Origin of the sequence: Acidibrevibacterium fodinaquatile, from assembly GCF_003352165.1 — a bacterium.
GTDB classification, from domain to species: domain Bacteria; phylum Pseudomonadota; class Alphaproteobacteria; order Acetobacterales; family Acetobacteraceae; genus Acidibrevibacterium; species Acidibrevibacterium fodinaquatile.
In genome coordinates this window covers 2,531,042-2,548,689 of the sequence record NZ_CP029176.1, presented here as the reverse complement: position 1 = coordinate 2,548,689, position 17,648 = coordinate 2,531,042, and the positions used below count along the sequence as shown (strand labels likewise).

Annotated in this window: 15 protein-coding genes; 5 read left to right on the top strand and 10 right to left on the bottom strand. The window is 68.2% G+C overall.

Translation table 11 applies throughout. The features are described from left to right. Window positions 1-25 precede the first annotated feature (25 nt). Window positions 26-760, top strand: coding sequence for a pyrroloquinoline-quinone synthase PqqC (gene pqqC, locus DEF76_RS12145; RefSeq protein WP_114912560.1), 735 nt, complete (start codon window positions 26-28; stop codon window positions 758-760). Between the two features lie 124 nt (window positions 761-884). Here the strand turns inward: pqqC and DEF76_RS12140 are convergent, their stop codons facing one another. Further along, window positions 885-2,165 (bottom strand): NAD(P)/FAD-dependent oxidoreductase, encoded by a 1,281-nt coding sequence (locus DEF76_RS12140; RefSeq protein WP_114912559.1) that lies wholly within the window; start codon window positions 2,163-2,165, stop codon window positions 885-887. 85 nt (window positions 2,166-2,250) lie between these two features. On the opposite strand from DEF76_RS12140, the gene DEF76_RS12135 reads away from it, so the two are divergent. From DEF76_RS12135 to DEF76_RS12120, 4 genes are all read left to right on the top strand, one after another. Beyond that, window positions 2,251-3,000 (top strand): glycosyltransferase family 2 protein, encoded by a 750-nt coding sequence (locus DEF76_RS12135; protein ID WP_114912558.1) that lies wholly within the window; start codon window positions 2,251-2,253, stop codon window positions 2,998-3,000. Beyond that, complete coding sequence (locus DEF76_RS12130; protein WP_114912557.1) at window positions 3,000-3,347, top strand: hypothetical protein; 348 nt, start codon at window positions 3,000-3,002, stop codon at window positions 3,345-3,347. Before DEF76_RS12135 ends, DEF76_RS12130 begins: the two co-directional genes overlap by 1 nt. 82 nt (window positions 3,348-3,429) lie before the next feature. After that, window positions 3,430-4,758 (top strand): UDP-glucose dehydrogenase family protein, encoded by a 1,329-nt coding sequence (locus DEF76_RS12125; protein WP_205215995.1) that lies wholly within the window; start codon window positions 3,430-3,432, stop codon window positions 4,756-4,758. Then, complete coding sequence (locus tag DEF76_RS12120) at window positions 4,759-6,498, top strand: methyltransferase domain-containing protein (protein ID WP_114912556.1); 1,740 nt, start codon at window positions 4,759-4,761, stop codon at window positions 6,496-6,498. A gap of 19 nt (window positions 6,499-6,517) precedes the next feature. Here the strand turns inward: DEF76_RS12120 and DEF76_RS12115 are convergent, their stop codons facing one another. The 9 genes from DEF76_RS12115 to DEF76_RS12075 are packed head-to-tail and all read right to left on the bottom strand — an operon-like array spanning window position 6,518 to window position 17,609. Next, a complete protein-coding gene (locus tag DEF76_RS12115; RefSeq protein WP_114912555.1) occupies window positions 6,518-7,249 on the bottom strand; it encodes an ABC transporter ATP-binding protein in 732 nt (243 codons plus the stop codon). 2 nt (window positions 7,250-7,251) lie between these two features. Beyond that, on the bottom strand, window positions 7,252-8,022 hold the full coding sequence (locus DEF76_RS12110; protein WP_456303834.1) for an ABC transporter ATP-binding protein: 771 nt from the start codon (window positions 8,020-8,022) through the stop codon (window positions 7,252-7,254). Further along, a complete protein-coding gene (locus tag DEF76_RS12105; RefSeq protein ID WP_114912554.1) occupies window positions 8,019-9,869 on the bottom strand; it encodes an ABC transporter permease in 1,851 nt (616 codons plus the stop codon). Before DEF76_RS12105 ends, DEF76_RS12110 begins: the two co-directional genes overlap by 4 nt. Next, entirely contained in the window at window positions 9,869-11,092 is a 1,224-nt protein-coding gene (locus tag DEF76_RS12100) for an ABC transporter substrate-binding protein (protein WP_114912553.1), read from the bottom strand. Before DEF76_RS12100 ends, DEF76_RS12105 begins: the two co-directional genes overlap by 1 nt. Further along, window positions 11,089-11,664, bottom strand: a complete 576-nt coding sequence (locus tag DEF76_RS12095) for an amino acid synthesis family protein (RefSeq protein ID WP_114912552.1) — start codon at window positions 11,662-11,664, stop codon at window positions 11,089-11,091. The genes DEF76_RS12100 and DEF76_RS12095 overlap by 4 nt, the downstream gene beginning before the upstream one ends. After that, window positions 11,661-12,536, bottom strand: coding sequence for a UPF0280 family protein (locus tag DEF76_RS12090; RefSeq protein WP_114912551.1), 876 nt, complete (start codon window positions 12,534-12,536; stop codon window positions 11,661-11,663). Before DEF76_RS12090 ends, DEF76_RS12095 begins: the two co-directional genes overlap by 4 nt. Then, window positions 12,536-14,020 carry a 6-hydroxynicotinate reductase gene (locus DEF76_RS12085; protein WP_114912550.1) on the bottom strand — a complete coding sequence of 495 codons (1,485 nt, stop codon included), beginning with the start codon at window positions 14,018-14,020 and terminating at the stop codon, window positions 12,536-12,538. The genes DEF76_RS12090 and DEF76_RS12085 overlap by 1 nt, the downstream gene beginning before the upstream one ends. Then, window positions 14,017-16,767: a molybdopterin-dependent oxidoreductase gene (locus DEF76_RS12080; protein WP_114913859.1), complete on the bottom strand. Its 2,751-nt coding sequence runs from the start codon at window positions 16,765-16,767 to the stop codon at window positions 14,017-14,019. Before DEF76_RS12080 ends, DEF76_RS12085 begins: the two co-directional genes overlap by 4 nt. Continuing rightward, window positions 16,764-17,609: an FAD binding domain-containing protein gene (locus tag DEF76_RS12075; protein WP_114912549.1), complete on the bottom strand. Its 846-nt coding sequence runs from the start codon at window positions 17,607-17,609 to the stop codon at window positions 16,764-16,766. The genes DEF76_RS12080 and DEF76_RS12075 overlap by 4 nt, the downstream gene beginning before the upstream one ends. Between the last annotated feature and the right edge of the window lie 39 nt (window positions 17,610-17,648).

The window sequence follows — 17,648 nt, the reverse complement described above, 5'->3', positions numbered from 1 at the left end:
GCAACGTCCAGGAGAACGCATTTTCATGACTGACGTGATGAGTCCCGAGGCGCTGGAGCGTGCGCTCCGCAAAATTGGTGAGGAGCGCTATCACAATCTCCATCCCTTCCATAAAATGCTGCATGGCGGGCGGATGAATTTCGGGCAGGTACAGGCCTGGGCGCTCAACCGCTATGTCTATCAGGCGGCGATTCCGCGCAAAGACGCGGCGCTCATGGCGCGGCTCGAGGATCGCGCGTTGCGGCGCGAATGGATCCATCGCATTCACGACCATGACGGCATCGACGCCGACAGCGGCGGCATCGAGCGTTGGCTCAAGCTCACCGACGGGCTGAAGCTCGACCGCGCCTATGTGATTTCGCAGGAAGGCGCGCTGCCGGCGACGAAATTCGCGGTCGAGGCTTATGTGCGTTTCGTTTATGAGCGCCCGACGCTGGAAGCGATCGCGTCCTCGCTCACCGAACTCTTCGCGCCCGCGATTCACGCCGAGCGTATCGCCGGGATGCTCGAACATTATGATTTCATCAGCGACGAACTCGTCGCTTATTTCCGCAAACGCCTCGATCAGGCGCCGCGCGACTGCCGCTTCGCCCTTGCCTATGTCCAGGAACATGCGCGCACGCCCGAGCAGCAAGCGGCGGTGTTAGCCGCACTCCGCTTCAAGACCGATGTCCTCTGGGCGCAGCTCGACGCGCTTTATTTTGCCTATGTCGAACCCGGCTTCATCCCGCCGGGAGCGTTTCGGCCAGCCCCAAAATAAAAAATCGTCTTTTGACTTCATAAAAACAAGAAAAAAACTCTTATCCCCGGACAGCGCCGCAGGCGCTGTCCAAAAGGGAAAAGTTTTTTGGTTCTTTTTTTCAAAAAAGAACCGCTTTTCTTTCTTACCCCTCCATCCGCAGCAACGAGCCGTCGGGCTGGAGCTGGTAGCCGAAGCGGCGCATGGCGGCGAGAAAATGGAACGAGGCCTTGAAGGCCAACACCGGCGGGCGAAGGCGCCGCGTCTCGATGTCGCCGGCGAGGAGCGAGACCAGCCCGCTGCGCATGCCGAAACGGTCTTGCGGCGCCATGAACATGTCGCGCAGCGTCGGGGTGTTGATCCGGCGGATCAGCCAGTCGAGACCGTCCAGCGAGCGGCGCATGCGCGCTTCGGCTTGGCGGGCGAGACGCTTTCCGGCGCGCGGGGAGGCGAGCCAGGCGCTCGCGACCGCGGCGCCGAGTTCGGCGCTGCGCATCGCCAGCATGACGCCGCTCGAGAAAATCGGGTCGATGAAGGCGAAGGCGTCGCCGATCAGGAAATAGCCGTCACCGCTCGCCGTGCGGGCGCAATAGGAATAATTGCCGGTTGCGGTGACGGCGCCGAGCGCCATCGCCGCTGCCATGCGCGCTGCAACGCTCGGGCTCGCCGCGATGCGGGCGCGAAAAAAGCTCTCGAGATCGGTGCCACGGCTGCGGAACGCCGCCTGATTGCCGACGAAGCCGACACTGGTCACCTCGTCGGGAAGCGGGATGAACCAGAACCAGCCGTTTTCGGCGAGATGGATGCTGATATACCCCTCCCGCCCGTCGCGATGGCAGGCGACGTTGCGGAAATGGCCAAAAACGGCGGCGGTGTTGTTGTGTTTGTGCGCGGTTTTGAGGCTGGCGCGGGTGGCGAGGAACGTGTCGCGCCCGGAGGCATCGAGCACGAAGCGCGGGGCATAGTGGGTGGTCTCGCCACCGTCGCTGATCGCGGTGATCTCCGCCCGTGCCCCCTGGCCGAGGCGGGCGGCGGTGACCCGGGTGTTTTGGACGCCGCGTGCCCCACGGCGGAGCGCGTTCGCAAACAGGATGGCATCGAAGGCGGCGCGCGGCACCTGATAGCTGAAATCGGGGCGGGCGGCGCCGGCGGCTGACGCGAACGGGTAGGCGATGGCGCGCTGATGGGCGTCGGAGACGAATTCGGCGCCGGGCTTTTTGACCCCGATCGCCGCGACCTCGGCGGCGATGCCGAGCCGCTCCAGCAAAGGAAGGTTGGCGGGCAGCAGCGATTCGCCGATGTGAAAGCGGGGATGCTGTGCTTTTTCGAGGATGACGACGTCATGGCCGGCCTCGGCGAGCAAGGCCGCGGCGGTGGCGCCGGCCGGGCCGCCGCCGATCACCAGGATATCGCAAGGAACCGACAAGGCTGGCTTTCCCTATGCATTGGCCACCATGGCGGCACCCTCTATAGCGCGATCATGCCTGGCTGCGATATCGCTCTCTCCCGAGATGGCAGAAGATCCGGCAAGGGTGGTGGTGGTTATTCCGGCGTGCGAGGAGGCGGGCAGCATCGCTGCGATCGTCGCCGGCTGTCTTTCCTTTGCCGCATCGGTGATCGTCGTCGATGACGGCTCTCGGGACGCGACCAGCGCCTGCGCCGCGGCGGCCGGCGCGCTGGTGCTCCGCCATCCGGTGCGGCGCGGCAAGGGGGCGGCGTTGGAGACGGGCTTTGCCGCCGCTTTGGCCGCCGGTGCCGCCTTCGTCGCGACGCTCGATGGCGACGGCCAGCACCGGCCGGAGGACCTGCCACGCCTGCTTACGGTTGCCCGGCGCGCCCCACACCGCATCGTGATCGGCTCGCGCCGGTCCAGCCGATTGCCGGCGCCGCGCGGCCGGCGGGTTGCCAACCGGGTCGCGGATTTCTGGATCTCCTGGGCCGCGGGCCACCCGGTCGCTGACAGCCAGTGCGGTTTTCGCGTCTATCCCGCCGATTTGCTGCGCGCTCTGCCGGCTCGCCGCCGGCCGCGCGGTTTCGCGTTCGAGGCGGCGTTGCTGATCGAGGCGGCGCGGGCCGGCTATCGCACCATTGCGGTCGACGTGCCGGCGCTTTATGGAGGGCCGAGCCAGCGGGCCAGTCATTTCCGCCCGGTGGCGGATGTGACCAAGATTGTTCTGGTGGTCGCCGCCCGGCTGCTCGCCCGCGGGCTTTCGCCGTGGTCGCTGTGGCGGGCGCTCACCCTGCCCGAGGAGCGCGCTTGATGCCGCCACGTTTTTTGGTTTTGCTCGGCCTGCTGGTGATCGCCGGCTGCTCGGTCACCACCCCCTATGAGGTGATCGCCGAGCCCTTCGCGACCGCCACCGGAACCCTCGAGGCCCGCCAGGCGCAAATCCGCCGCGCCGCGACCGGTCTCGGCTGGACCATCACCGAGGACGATCCCGGCCATATGCTCGCCCACAAGGGCGATGTCACGGTGCTGGTGGAATATGACCCCACCGGCTTCTCGCTGCACGAGACCAATCCACCTGAAAACACCAATGAAATCGAGACTTGGAACACCGCCGCCGAGGCGCTCGAGAAAAGCATCCTCGCGCAGTCGAAAGCGTGAGACTTATACGTTAAATTCACCTTGGAGAGGCTAGGTTCGGGCCGGTATCACCGGGGTTTCGTGTCAGGGGGAAGGGCTGCGCATGCGCATTGCGATGATTGGCGGCGGCTATGTCGGGCTGGTCTCGGCCGCGTGTTTCGCCGAATTCGGCGTCGAGGTCGCCGTGGTCGAGGCCGATCCCGGGCGGCTCGCGTCCTTGCATGCCGGGCGCATGCCGATCTATGAGCCCGGGCTCGATGCGCTGGTGGCGGGCAACGTCGCCGCCGGCCGGCTCTCCTTCACCGATGATCTCACCTCCGCCCTTGCCGGCGCCGAAGCGGTATTCATCGCCGTCGGCACGCCGAGCCGGCGCGGCGATGGCCACGCCGATTTGACCTATGTCTATGCCGCCGCTGAGCAAGTTGCCCGCGCGCTGACGCACCCCGCGGTGATCGTCACCAAATCGACGGTGCCGGTCGGCACCGGCCGGCGGATCGCGGCGATCCTTCGCGATGTCCGCCCCGATCTTCCGTGCGCCGTTGCCTCCAACCCGGAATTTTTGCGCGAAGGCAGCGCGATCGCCGATTTCATGCACCCCGACCGGGTGGTGATCGGCGTCGAGGACGAGGGCGCGCGCGAGGTGCTGCGCCTTCTCTATCGCCCGCTTTATCTGATCGAGACGCCCATCGTCTTCACCAATCTCGAAACCGCCGAGCTGACCAAATACGCCGCCAATTCCTTTCTCGCGATGAAGGTCGCCTTCATCAACGAAATCGCCGATCTCGCCGAGAAGGTCGGCGCCGATGTCCATGATATCGCGCGTGGGATCGGGCTCGATGGCCGCATCGGGCGCAAATTCCTCCACCCCGGCCCCGGTTTCGGCGGCTCCTGCTTCCCGAAGGACACGCTCGCCCTGGTTCGCATCGCGCAAGACGCCGGCGCCCCAAGCCGGCTGATCGAGACCGTGGTCGCGGTGAACGAGGCGCGCAAGGCCGGGATGGCCGGGCGCGTCATCGCCGCTTGCGGCGGCAGCGTGCGTGGCAAGACCATCGCCGTCCTCGGCCTCACCTTCAAGCCCGAAACCGATGATATGCGCGATTCGCCGGCGATTCCCATCGTGTCGCGCCTCATCGGGGATGGCGCCCGGGTTCAGGTCTATGATCCGCAAGGCATGGACCAGGCGCGACCGATGCTGCCCGAGACCGTCGTCTATTGTCAGAACGCTCTCGCGGCGGCGGAGGGGGCGGCGGCGCTGGTGGTGGTGACGGAGTGGAACGAGTTCCGTGCCCTCGACCCGGCGCGCCTCGCGGAGACCATGCGCGGGCGGGCGGTGATTGATCTGCGCAACATTTTCGACCCCGCGACGATGCGCGAAGCCGGCTTTGCCTATTACGGCATTGGTCGCCCGGCCGGCAGCCAGCCGGGCGGTTGAATGTCGGCGCCGGCTGCGCCCTATCCCTACGCCGACGGCTATAACGCAGATCTGCTGGAGCGGATTCCGCTCTCGGCCGGGCTGGTGCTCGATATCGGCTGCGGCACCGGCGCGCTCGGCTTCCAATTCAAGCAACGCAATCCCCGCGCGCGGGTTTTCGGCGTCGAGGGTGACGCGCGCGCGGCTTCCGTCGCGGCCGGCCGGCTCGACGGCGTGATCACCGGCGATATCGAGGCCCTGGCGTTCCCCGACAGTTTCACGGGTGCCGTCGATTGCCTGATCTATGGCGACGTGCTGGAGCATTTGCGTGACCCGTGGGCGCTGCTGCGCCGGCATGCCGCGCTGCTGTCGCCGACCGGCGTGTTGCTCGTCTCGCTCCCCAATGTCGAGCATTGGAGTTTTGCCGCCCGCCTTCTGCAAGGCGGCTGGCACTATGAGGAGAGCGGCCTTTTCGACCGCACCCATCTGCGCTGGTTTTCGCGCGACAGCGCCGGCCGGGCGCTCGCCGAGGCCGGCTATGTGCCGCTCGACAGTGTCGGGCGGGTATTTGAGGCCGAAACCGGCCGACGCTTCATCACCGCCATCACCCCGGCGCTCGCCGCCCTTGGCGTCGATCCCGAAAACTATGCCCGCCGCGCTCTGCCGCTCCAATATGTCTGGCGGGCAACGCGGACCGCGCCGGCGCGGCTGCAGATTTTTTCCACCATGCTGGCGCCGGTCGGGGGGGTGAGCCATGTCCGCGTCGTCGAGCCGATGCAGGCGCTGGCCGCGACCCCCGGCGTTACGGCGCGTCTGACCAATCTCCGGGACTTGCCGCGGCCGGCGCCGGGGGTGCCGCACATCCTGATCCTCCACCGCCCTGCACTCCTCGGCGAGGCCGGGCTTGCGACGCTGCGGGCGGTGATTGCGGCGGGATATCTCGTGGTGTGCGAGTTTGACGACCATCCCGATTACATCCCCATCCTGCAACACCCGGAGATGCATAATTTCCGCGCCGTGCACGCGGTTCAGACGACGACGCCGATGCTGGCCGAGGTGCTCGGGGCCGCCAACCCTGAGATCGCGGTGTTTCCCAACGCGGTGAGCGCGCTCCCGGCGCCGCGAAATTTCGCCGATCCCGCGCATCTCACGCTGTTTTTCGGTGGCATCAACCGCGAAGCCGACTGGCCGGACTTCATGCCGGCGTTAAACGAGGTCGCGGCGGTGGCGGGAGACCGGCTCCGCTTCGTCGTCGTTCATGATCGCGGGTTTTTCGACGCTCTGGCGAGCCCGCACAAGCATTTTCATCCGATGCTCGACTATCCGGACTATCTCGCGCGCCTCGCCGAGGCCGAGATTTCGTTCATGCCGCTCGGTGACACGGTTTTCAACCGCTGCAAATCCGATCTCAAATTCATCGAGGCGGCGGCGCGCCGGGTCGCGGCGCTGGCGAGTGAGACGGTCTATGGCAACATCATCACCGACGGCCGCGATGGCGCGGTGTTTCGAGATCGTTACGAACTACGGACCATATTGCTCCGCATGATCGAGACCCCTTCCTTGCCGCGTCGCCTTGCCGAGCAAGCGCGCGCGCTGGTCGCCGGCCAGCGCATGCTCGCCGAGCAAATTCCGCCGCGCCTTGCCTGGTATCATGATCTTTGGGCGCGGCGTGCGACGCTCCACGCGGCGCTGATCGCGCGGATCCCCGCCTTCGCCGATCTGCCGCCGCCGGGGGAGGATGTCTCGTCGCCGTCGTCGTGACGGCCTTCGTGCCGGTTTCTCAGGCCGCCGCGCCGACGGCGAGGAAGCGCTGGCGGGCGGTGTCATCGGCGGCAAGCGCCGCGAGGCTGCCGGCCCAGACCGCTTCGCCTTTCTCGATCACCACCGCGCGGTCGCCGAGGCGCTCGGCGAAATGCAGATTCTGCTCGGCGAGCACGATCCCGACCCCCTCCGCCTTGAGCGCGAGAATGGCCGCCGCCATCTGCTCGACGATCAACGGCGAAAGCCCCTCGCTCGGCTCATCGAGCAAAACCAGACGCGGATTGCCCATCAGCGTGCGCGCGATCGCGAGCATCTGCTGCTCGCCGCCGCTCATCTGCCCGGCCAAGCGGTCCCGCGCTGCGGCGAGATTGGGGAAAAGCGCGTAAAGCCGCGCCGGCGTCCATGGGGCAAGGCCCGGGCGCGGCGCCTGGCGGCCGATATCGAGGTTTTCGGCGACCGTGAGCCCGGCGAAGATGCGCCGCTCCTCGGGCACATAGCCGAGGCCGAGGCGGGCGATCCGATGCGGCTCGGCGCCGGCGATCGCGCGCCCGGCAAAGGTTATTCGCCCGCGCGCCGGGCGCACGAGGCCGATCACGGATTTCATCGTCGTGCTTTTGCCGGCGCCGTTGCGCCCCAGCAGCACCAAAACCTCGCCGGCGCCGCAGGTGAAGGAAATCCCGTGCAGGATCTGCGCCCGGCCGTAGAAACTGGTCAGATCCTCGACCGCGAGCAAGGGTGTTTCCGCCGTCATCGTCAATGCCCGCCGCTGGTCGCGCCCGAGCCGAGATAGACCGCGCGCACCTTGGCATCGGCGCGGATCTCGGCGCCACTTCCCTCCGCGATCAGCCGACCGCGATCGAGCACCAGGATGCGGTCGGCGACCCCGAACACCACATCCATGTCGTGCTCGGTGAACAGAACCGCGATCGCGCGCTCGCTGGCGAGGCGGCGGGTGAGGTCCATCAGCCCGCCGCGCTCGGCCGGCGCCATCCCGGCGGTCGGCTCGTCCATCAGCAAGAGGCGCGGCGCGTTCGCGAGCGCGATCGCGAGTTCGAGGCGCTTTAGATCGCCATAAGCGAGTTCGCCGGCCGCGCGCTCGGCTTGGTCGCGCATGCCGACGGGGGCGAGCAGGGCGTCGGCCTCGGCGGCGAAATAATGCCGCGCCGGGCGCATGAAACGCCAGATCCGGCGATGATGCGAGAGCAGCGCCATTTGCACGTTTTCGCGCACCGTCATCGAGGCGAAGGTCGCGGTGATCTGAAACGTCCGCCCGACGCCGCGCCGCCAGATGGCGCGCGACGAAAGCCCGGTCACCGCCTCGCCATCGAGAAAAACCGCGCCGCGATCGGGGCGGATCTGGCCGCTCAGCAGGTTGAAACAGGTGGATTTGCCGGCGCCGTTCGGCCCGATCAGGGCGAGCATCTCGCCGCTCGCGACCGCGAAGCTCACGTCCTGGACGGCGGCGACGCCGCCGAAGCTTTTGGCAAGGCCCTTCGCCGCGAGCACCGGCGCCATCGGTTTCATGCCGGGCGAAACCGCTGCCAGAGCCGCGCAATCCCGCCGGCGATGCCTTCCGGGGCGGCGAGCACGAGCAGGATGATCGCCGCGCCCAACACCAGCCGCCAAAGGCTGATCGCGCTCAAGAGCACGTCATAAAGCCCGGTATAGGCGAGCGCGCCGAGGATCGGGCCGCTCATCGTCGCGACCCCGCCGAGCAGGACCATGAGCAAAGCATCGACGGAATGGCCGAGGCTGATATAGGTCGGAAAGACACTGCCCTTGGCATAGGCGTAAAGCCCGCCGGCGAGCCCGGCGGCGGCGCCCGAGAGGGTGAACGCGGCGAGCTGGAGCCGCGTTGCCGGAAGGCCGATCGCCTCGGCGCGGAGGCGCTGGTCACGCACCCCGCGCAGCGCATAGCCGAAGGGCGCGGCGAGAATGACGCGAAGGCCCAGCGTTCCCGCTATCGCAAGGACCAGCGCGAGCCAATAAAAGCCACGCGGCCCGGCGACCAGCGGCGCCGGCCAGACGCCGAGGATACCGTTATCGCCGCCGGTGAGATCGACCCACTGAAATGCGATCGCCCAAACGATCTGCGCGAAAGCCAGCGTCAGCATCGCGAGATAGACGCCCGAGAGCCGGACCACGAAAGCGCCAAAAAGGGCCGCCATCACGCCGGCAGCGAGCGGGGCGAGCACGAGGCCGAGCGGCATCGGCGCCGCGAGCAGATGGACCGCAAACGCGCTGGCATAGGCGCCGATACCGAACCAGGCGGCGTGGCCAAAGCTCGCCATGCCGCCCGGTCCCATCATGAAATGGAGGCTGGCGGCAAACAGCATGGCGATCAGCATCTCCGTCCCGATGGCGAGCGGGTAGGGGCCCAGCAAAAACGGAGCCACGGCCGCGAGCGCCAGCGCGCCGAGGCCGATGAAGCCGAGCACGCGCGGCGCCGGCCGCACCACCGCCCGTGCCTCGCCGCCGCTGGCCGCGCGTCCCGGCGGCCGGCCGAGCAGGCCGTTTGGGCGCAGCACCAAAACCACCGCCATCACCACGAAGACCAGCGCCAAGGTCGCGCGCGGCACCAGCATGATGCCGAAGGCCTGCAAAAGCCCGATCAGGAGGCTCGCCGCCGCCGCGCCGGGGAGACTTCCGAGCCCACCGACCACGACGACGACGAAGGCATCCGTCACCGTCGTCAGATCCATGCCGAGATTGGCCGAGGCATCGGGCAGCATGAGCACGCCGCCGAGACCGGCGAGCGCCGCCCCGAGCGCGAAGACCGAGGTGAAGAGAAAACGCTGATCGACGCCGAGCGCCGCCACCATCTCGCGGTCCTCGGTCGCGGCGCGCACGAGGCGCCCCCAACGGGTGCGCGCAAATACCAGCCAGAGCGCGAAAAAGACCAGCGGGAACAGCGCGATGACGATGAGGTCAAAGCGCGGAAAGCGTGCCCCCCCGATGGTGACGAAGGCGCGCAGCCAAGGCGGGCGGCGGAGCGAGAGATCCTCAACCCCCCAAAGCCATTGCACGATGTCTTGCGCCATCAGGACGACGCCGAAGGTCGCGAGCAGTTGGAACAATTCCGGGGCGCGATAGATCCGGCGCAACAGGCCGATCTCGAGCCCGGCGCCGATGACCGCGAGGATGGCCATCGTCGCCAGCGCCCCGAGCGCAAAGCCGAGCGGGGTCGGCGGCAGGCGCGAGATCAGGCTCCAGCCGCAATAGGCGCCGAGCATGGTGAGGCTGCCATGGGCGAAATTCACCACCCGGGTCACGCCGAAAATCACCGTGAGCCCGGCGGCGACGAAAAACAGCCCAGCCGCGTCGGCAAGCCCGGTCAGCAGCGGAAGAAGGGCTTGGCCGAATCCCGCCATTATTGGCCGGCGCCGGGGCGGAGTTTTTGCACCTCCGTATCCGGCGGCATCACCGAGGCGCCGTCGACATAGCGCCAATCGACCATCACCCCCTTGCCATCCTTGAGCGCGGTCTTGCCGAGGAAGGTGCCGAGCGTCGATTGGTGATCGAGGGGGCGGAACATCGCCGCGCCGAACGGCGTCTCGAAGGTCGCGCCGGCGAAGCCGCCGGCAAGCCGATCCGGCGTCATCCCGCCGGCGCGGCCAATCCCGGCGGCGATCGCCTGGATCAGCGAATAGCCGACCACCGAACCCATGCGCGGATAATCGTTGAATTTTTTCTGATAGGCTTCGCGGAAGGCGACATGCGCGGGCGTATCCAGGCTCGCCCAAGGATAGCCGGTGACGATCCAACCCGGCGGCGTCTCCTCGCCGAGCGGGTCGAGATATTCCGGCTCGCCGGTGAGGAGCGAGACCACCGAACGCCCCTCAAACAGGCCGCGGGTATTGCCCTGGCGGACGAAATTGGTGAGATCGGGGCCGAAGGTGACGTTGTAGATCGCGTCTGGCTTGGCGCTCGCCAGCGCCTCGGCGACCGCGCCGGCATCGATATGGCCGAGCGCCGGCCATTGCGCCGCCACAAACTCGACATCCGGGCGCCGCGCCTTGAGGAGGTCGGAGAACCATTTCACCGCCGATTGGCCGTATTCATAATTGGGCGCGACGGTGACCCAGCGCTTGGCCGGCAGTTTCGCCGCCTCCTCGACCAGGATCGCCGCCTGGACATAGGTCGAAGGGCGGAGGCGAAAGCAGAATTTCTGCCCCTTCTGCCATACCAGGGCATCGGTCAGCGGCTCGCCGGCGATGTAGATCACCTGTTTCTGGGCCGAAAAATCCGACAGCGCGAGGCCGACATTGGAGAGAAACCCACCGGCGAGGAGATCGACCCTGTCGCTCTCGATCAGTTCGCCGGCGAGGCGGACGGCGTCCTGCGGCTTGCCGGCGTCATCGCGCGAGATCACCTCGAGCTTGCGCCCGCGAACCCCGCCGGCGGCGTTGACATGCTCGAGCGCCAATTGCCAGCCATTGCGATAGGGGAGGGTGAAGGCGGGAACCGCGCTATAGGAATTGATCTCGCCGATGCGGATCGGCGTGCTCGCCTCGGCGCGGACAAGCCGGGGTGCGGCCAGCGCCGCGGTGCCGGTGGCGAGAAGCGCGCGGCGGGAGAGGGTGGTTCTGATCATCGCAATCCGTCCTTGCCTTCGATGTCACTGACTTGAAGCCCACCGATGCGCGGAAGCGGCCGGCCGCTATCGGTCACGACCACGGCGACGACGATTTCATCGCGCCGCGGCGCATCGGGAACCCGCACCTCCATTGCATCGAAATGGCTGCGCACGAAAGCCGCGTCCTTGTGGCCGAGCGGCACGTCGATCGCGGTGCCCATGCCGCCGCGTTTTTTGGCGCTCGGGACGAGGGCGGCGCCCTTTTCGACGGCACGGCGGAGTGGGGCGCCGAGTTTGGGGTGGAGGATGGCGGCGGCATGTTCGAGTTCGCCATCTTCTCCGACGATCGCCGCCTTGCCGTAGCTCTCGGCGGCACCCGGCGCGATGCCCAGCGCCCGAACGGCGCGCTCGCCGAGCAGGCTTCCCAGCATCTCGCCGGCTGCGATCAATTCCTCGAGATCGGCGACATGGCGGCCGGCGAAGGGATTGGCGATCACCGCGATCGCCGCGGCCTTGCGGGTCGGCGGCTTGATGTCTTGATCGGCTTCGCGGTGGGTCTCCTCGACCATGGTCAAGAGCTTGCGGATCATGCGACCTCCAGGAACGGAATGGTGTCCTGCCGGGCGGGAAGGACGGTTGCGATCACGCCGCGAAGCGTGAGCACCGCGCCCGCGATTAGCCCGGCGCGGCGCAGAGCTTCGGCGAACTGCCGCCCCGCGTCCAGCGCCGCCCGGATCTCCGCCGGCGCGAGATCGCCGAGGGCTACGGTGACCAAACGCTCGTCGAGATCGCTCGCCGCGTCGATCTCGCAAGCCGGGCGGCGGCGGATGGCGGGATGGCCAGGGAGATCGACCGCGTTTCCTATCATCGTCGCCGCCGCGTCCGCCGCTGCGGCGTTGCGCGCCAGCACGCTGGTTGCATCGGCGATGCCAAGGGAAAAGCTTTTCCCACCGGCGCCCTTGCGCGCCCGCCCCGAGGTCGCAAGGCCGCGCGCGGGAAGGTCAGCCTCGAGCAGAAAGACGCCATCGAGGGCAGGCGCCGCGAGATCGGCGACCAATCCGGCGCGGAGCGTGGCGCCGGGCGCGAGATGAAAGGCGATGTCGCCGCCATTATTGACGAAAGCGCGGGTCAGAGTGCGCCCTTCGATCATTGCCGCGAGCACCGCATCGGCAACCGCACCGGCAACCGCCGCCATCGGCGTGATGAAGCCCGCGGCGAAGGGCATGCAAGCGGCGTGCATCGCCCGCGCGATCGCGCCCGCCGGCCGCGGGGTCGGCAGCGGCGCGCGAAGATGCGGCAATTCGGCGCAGAGCGCGGGAAGGATGGCCGGGAACGCCGCTTGCGCCTGCGCATAGGCGCGGGCGACCTCATCGGCCTCGCCCTCGGCGCGGCAGAGGCAATCGATCGGCCCGTGCTGGAGGTGGAGCCGTCCATCCCGGAGAAGGGCGGCCTGCGCGGTCATCACCAGGGGAACCCAGCCCCGGGACGAGGGGGCTCAAGCCGCGGCCGCGTCGTTTGCAGGATGTCGGCAAGCGGGCGAATGCGCGAGACATGGCCGCCGATCGCGGCATAAAGGCGGCGCGGCAGGGTGAATTCGATCGGCGCGACCAGAGCCGGCGTTGGCACATGGCCAAAGGCGCCGGCGGGGAGACGCGTGACATCGACCATGTAGGTGATGCCGCCGCCCGGCCACAGCATCACCGGCGCCCCGCCGGCGGTGACACGGGTTTCGCCACGATGGATGCTTTCGGTGAGGCGGACCGGGTTTTCCGTCGCCCCGGCGCGAAGGCTGCCGCCGGCGCCGGCCATGAATAGCACCGAGCAGAGCGCCGGCTCGCAATTCTCGCCGATCCGGGCAACGATGTTCGCGATTGCATCCGGCATCGGCGCGGGCTCGGGAACCAGCGCGTCATTGAGGACGAACCAGGCCGCGTGCTCACCGGTGGTTGAGACCATGAGAAGGCGAAGGCCCGGCCAGGCGAGACGCGGATCGATGCGTTCGATGATGGCGAGCGGATCGGTGATGTCGGTGCCGCCCCAGGCGAGGCCGGGGGCGGCGACCTGGAAATACCGCCCCGGCGTCGAGCGCCGGCCGCGCACGCGGATGCCGGCCGGGCGCATGCCGAGGAAGCGCCCCGCCTGATGCTCGGTCAAAACGCCAGTGATGTGGTCATCGACGACGATCACCTCATCGGCGAGGCCCTGCCATTGCTGGGCGAAGATCCCGATCGTCGCCGAGCCGCAGCCGACCCGCATGCGAACCTCGCGGGTGCCGTCGATGAGCGGCGCTTTGCCGGCTTGCACGATGATCGTGGCACCGCCATCGATGGCGAGTTCCGCCGCATTGCCATTGGCGAGCGCAAGCAGGGTCGCGCACGTCACCACCCCTTCGCGTTTGCTGCCGCCGGTCAGGTGCCGCACGCCGCCGAGCGAGAGCATTTGGCTGCCATATTCCGCGGTGGTGACATGGCCGACCGGCTCGCCGTCTGCCCGCACTGTCGCGCATTCGGCGCCGAGATGGCGGTCGGTGTCGATCTTCACCTTGAGGCCGCAATAGGAGAAAATCCCCTCGCTCACCACCGTCACGGTATCGACGCCGTCGATCTCGGCGCCGACGATGAAGGGTGCCGGCTTGTAATCGGGATAGGTGGTGCCGGCGCCGATCGCGGTGACGAAAACCTCGCGTGAAGGGAGCAGGCCGCCTTCGCCATCGGCGCCGAGAAAGCGCACCTGCTCGGGGTTTTTGGCCAAAACCGTGAGCGGGTCCATGCGGGTGAGCCGGCCTTCGACATTGCCGTAGCGATCGCAGGCGCCGGTCTGGCCCAAGCGGATGCGGCACAGCACCGGGCAGGCATCGCAGGTGACGATCCCGGGATCGGCTTTGCCGGCCGCGGCCAGCGCTGCGGCATCCGGCGCATCGGTGCTGGCGTGGGTATGCGGGGTCATCGCGCAGCCTCCCGGGCGGCATCGAACAGGGCGAGCAGGCGATCGGGGGTGCAGGGCGCGGCGGTCGGGCGCACGCCGGTGGCATCGGCGATGGCGTTGAAGATCGCCGGTGCGGTCGCGATCAGCGCCGGCTCGCCCACCCCCTTGGCGCCGAACGGGCCGAGCGGATCGGCCTCCTCGATCAGGATGACTTCGATCGGCGGCACGTCGCCAACCGTCGGGATGAGATAATCGTGCAGATTTTCGGTGCGCCCGGGCACATAGTCCTCCATCAGCGCGAGCCCGAGACCCTGGGCGATGCCGCCATGGATCTGGCCCTCGACCAGGGTCGGGTTGATCGCGCGGCCGACCTCGTGGGCGGCGACGATGCGTTCGACCCGCGTCGTCCCGAGCGCGGTATCGACGGCAACGGCGGCGATCTGGGCGGCAAACGCATAGCTCGCGTAAGGGATGCCCTGGCCGTTCTCATCGAGTGCGGTGGTTGGCGGGTCGAACCGGCCTTCGCCGCGAAACACCAGCCCTTCGCCATCGGCGGCCATCGAAGCCGGATCGAGCCGTGTCTCCATCCCGTCATGGTTGACGACAATCGCACCATCGCGAAACGCGAGGGTTGCGTCGGGGGCGGCGTTGGCGGCGCGGAGGATCGCCGCGCGCAAGGCTTCGGCGGCCAGCCGCGCGGCGTTGCCGCTGACGAAGGTCTGGCGCGAGGCGCTGGTCTTGCCGGCATCGCGCGTCCGATCGGTATCGCCGGTGACGAGGTCGATCACGGTGGTGGGGACACCAAGCGCCGAGGCGGCGATCTGGCGCATGATGGTGTTCGAGCCCTGACCGATATCGACCGCGCCGGAAAACAGGATGACGCGGCCCGCCGCTGTCACCCCGATCACCATTTCGGAGGGGTTGGACATACCGGTATTGCCGATCCCGTACCACATGCAGGCGATGCCGACACCAAAGCGGAGAGGCCCGCACGCCGCCCGATTGCGGCGCGCCGCGTCAGCGCGGAGGGTTTGCCAGGCCGGCCGGAGGGCTTCGAGACAGGCGGCAAGCGCAGCCCCTTCGCCGAGTACTTGCCCGGTCGCCGTCCGATCGCCGGGGCGAAGGGCGTTTTGGTGGCGAAATTCCAGCCGGTCCTCGCCGAGCGCATCGGCGAGTTGGTCCATCAGCGCTTCCGTCGCCAGCGCCGCTTGCGGCACGCCGAAGCCGCGGAAGGCGCCGGCCGGCGGATCATTGGTGTAAAGCGCCCTCGCAAGCGCTTCGACATGCGGCACGCGGTAGGGGCCCATGGCGTGGACGGGCACGCGCCCGGCGACCGTCGGGCCCCAACTCGCATAGGCCCCGGTGTTGAAGTCGCCGTCGAAGCGAAACGCGGTGAGCCGCCCCTCGGCATCCGCCGCCGCTTCGGCGCGGATGCGGGCGGGGTGGCGCTTGGTGGTCGCGGCCATGCTTTCGGGGCGGGAATAGATCTGGCGCACCGGCTGGCCGGTGAGCCAGGCGGCAAGGCAGAGCAAAGGCTGCAGCGACAGATCGAGCTTGCCGCCAAACCCGCCGCCGACCGCGCTCGGGATGACCCGCACCTGATCGGGGCGCAGCCCGAGGATGCCGGCGAGTTCGTCGCGATCCATATAAGGCGTCTGGGTGCAGGCGAAGATTTCAACGCGGTCGTCGACCCGCCTCGCATAGCCGGCCTCGGGCTCGATATAGGCGTGTTCGACGAAGCTGGTGGTGACCGCGATGTCGGCGCGAACGGCGCCCGCAGCCAAGCCCCGCGCGACATCGCCGGCAACCACGCGGCCACGGCAGAGCACATTGCCCGGCGATTGCGGGTGCAATTGCACCGCCTCGGGCCCCGCCGCGTCGGCGAAGGTCACCGGCGGCAGCGGTATCCAGCGGATCGGGATCTCGTTTTCGGCGATCTCGGTGAGGGTTTCGGCATCACCGAGCAGGGCCAAAACCGCCTCGCCGCGATAGCGGGCGAGGTTTTCGGCAAGCACCGGCTGGTCCTTGCCAGTCGGATAGATGCCGAAAACATTACGCGGGACATCGGCGGCGGTCAGCACCCGCACGAGGCCAGGGTGCGCGGCGATCAAGGGGGCGAGATCGCCGAGCACGAAACGGGCATGCGGGTGGGGGCTGCGGATCACGCGGAGCGAGAGGAACGGCGCCGGCGGCTCACGATCGGCGCCGAACGCTTCGCTGCCGGTGATTTTCGCGGCGCCATCGACTTTTTCCGCCCGCGCGCCGACCCCGTCGCCTCGCGCCGGCACGACCGCGCCGCCACTGCCGACATCGAGTACCGCCTCGATGATCTTGCGATAGCCGGTGCAGCGGCAGAGCACGCCGCCGAGCGCGTCCTTGACCGCCGCCTCATCGGGGTTTGGCTCGCGGGCAAGGAGATCGGCCGCCGCCATCAGCATCCCCGGCGTGCAGATGCCGCATTGCGCGGCACCATGGCGCAGAAACGCGGCTTGCAAGGCGGAAAGCTGGCCGTGCTCGGCGAGCCCTTCCACGGTTACCACCGCGCGGCCCTCGATCTGTCCGGCCGGGATGAGGCAGGCGCAGACTTGGCGGTTATCGATCAGCACCGTGCAGGCGCCGCAATCGCCGGCATTGCAGCCGATCTTGGTCCCGGTCAGATGCAAATGATCGCGCAGCAGATCGGCGAGCCGCAGCATGGGGTCTGCGATGGTCGCGACCGCGCGGCCATTGAGGGTGAAGCGGAGACGGGCCGCGGGAAAATCCTTCATGTCGGGCCGCATCCAGGCTCACTGAGCGACGTAACCGCCCGGCGCAGTAGGGTGAGGGCGGCGCTGCGACGGTAGGCGGCGCTGGCGCGGACATCGTCGATCGGGCGCAACGGGGCGAGATGGTCGGGCTGCACCAGATCGGGGTCGGGAAACCGTCCGCACAGGGCCGCTTCCAGCGCCGGCAGCCGGAGCGCGCGGCTCGAACAGGCGCCGACCGCAACGCGCGCCGCGGCGATCCGCCCATCGGGCAGGAATTCGGCGGCGAGCGCGACCATGACGATCGAAATCACCAGATAGGCGCGGGCGCCGAGTTTCTCGAACACGCTCCGCGCCGGGAGGGCGGGGGCGGGGATATGAACGCCGAGCACGAGTTCATCCGGCGCGCGTGCGGTGCGGCGATTGCCGAGCACGAAATCCGCGACCGCGATTCGTCGCCGCTCGCCGAGGCGGGCGAGTTCAACCTCGGCATCGAGGGCGAGGAGCACCGGAATGCCATCCGCCGCCGGGCTCGCATTACAGAGATTGCCGACCACGGTTGCCGCATTCTGCACCTGCTGGCCGCCGATCTGCCGCGCCGCCGCAACCAGGGCGCAAGCGAACGGCGGCAGGCCGGCGTCGATCACCGCCCGCCAGGTGGCCCGCGCCGGGAGCCAGATCCCACCCGCATCGATGCGGATAAGGTCGAGATCGGCGACGCCGCTGATGTCGAGGATGTCTTCCGCCGGTCTCGTGAGAACGCGCGCCGGGAAATGGTCGGTTGCGCCTGCGAGAACGGTGTAGCGCCCACCGGCGAGCGCGGTGAGCGCGTCTGACACTGTCTGAGGGCGCAGATAGAAGCCCATGCCGCCGGCTCCGATTGTTCGTATGCATACAATCCGGCG

Bases quoted from the DNA above. Each gene is read 5' to 3' on its own strand.
- DEF76_RS12115 (WP_114912555.1), bottom strand. From the start codon at position 7,249: ATGACGGCGGAAACACCCTTGCTCGCGGTCGAGGATCTGACCAGTTTC.
- pqqC (WP_114912560.1), top strand. From the start codon at position 26: ATGACTGACGTGATGAGTCCCGAGGCGCTGGAGCGTGCGCTCCGCAAA.
- DEF76_RS12120 (WP_114912556.1), top strand. From the start codon at position 4,759: ATGTCGGCGCCGGCTGCGCCCTATCCCTACGCCGACGGCTATAACGCA.
- DEF76_RS12110 (WP_456303834.1), bottom strand. From the start codon at position 8,022: ATGAAACCGATGGCGCCGGTGCTCGCGGCGAAGGGCCTTGCCAAAAGC.
- DEF76_RS12085 (WP_114912550.1), bottom strand. From the start codon at position 14,020: ATGACCCCGCATACCCACGCCAGCACCGATGCGCCGGATGCCGCAGCG.
- DEF76_RS12135 (WP_114912558.1), top strand. From the start codon at position 2,251: ATGGCAGAAGATCCGGCAAGGGTGGTGGTGGTTATTCCGGCGTGCGAG.
- DEF76_RS12075 (WP_114912549.1), bottom strand. From the start codon at position 17,609: ATGGGCTTCTATCTGCGCCCTCAGACAGTGTCAGACGCGCTCACCGCG.
- DEF76_RS12100 (WP_114912553.1), bottom strand. From the start codon at position 11,092: ATGATCAGAACCACCCTCTCCCGCCGCGCGCTTCTCGCCACCGGCACC.
- DEF76_RS12080 (WP_114913859.1), bottom strand. From the start codon at position 16,767: ATGAAGGATTTTCCCGCGGCCCGTCTCCGCTTCACCCTCAATGGCCGC.
- DEF76_RS12130 (WP_114912557.1), top strand. From the start codon at position 3,000: ATGCCGCCACGTTTTTTGGTTTTGCTCGGCCTGCTGGTGATCGCCGGC.
- DEF76_RS12090 (WP_114912551.1), bottom strand. From the start codon at position 12,536: ATGACCGCGCAGGCCGCCCTTCTCCGGGATGGACGGCTCCACCTCCAG.
- DEF76_RS12105 (WP_114912554.1), bottom strand. From the start codon at position 9,869: ATGGCGGGATTCGGCCAAGCCCTTCTTCCGCTGCTGACCGGGCTTGCC.
- DEF76_RS12125 (WP_205215995.1), top strand. From the start codon at position 3,430: ATGCGCATTGCGATGATTGGCGGCGGCTATGTCGGGCTGGTCTCGGCC.
- DEF76_RS12095 (WP_114912552.1), bottom strand. From the start codon at position 11,664: ATGATCCGCAAGCTCTTGACCATGGTCGAGGAGACCCACCGCGAAGCC.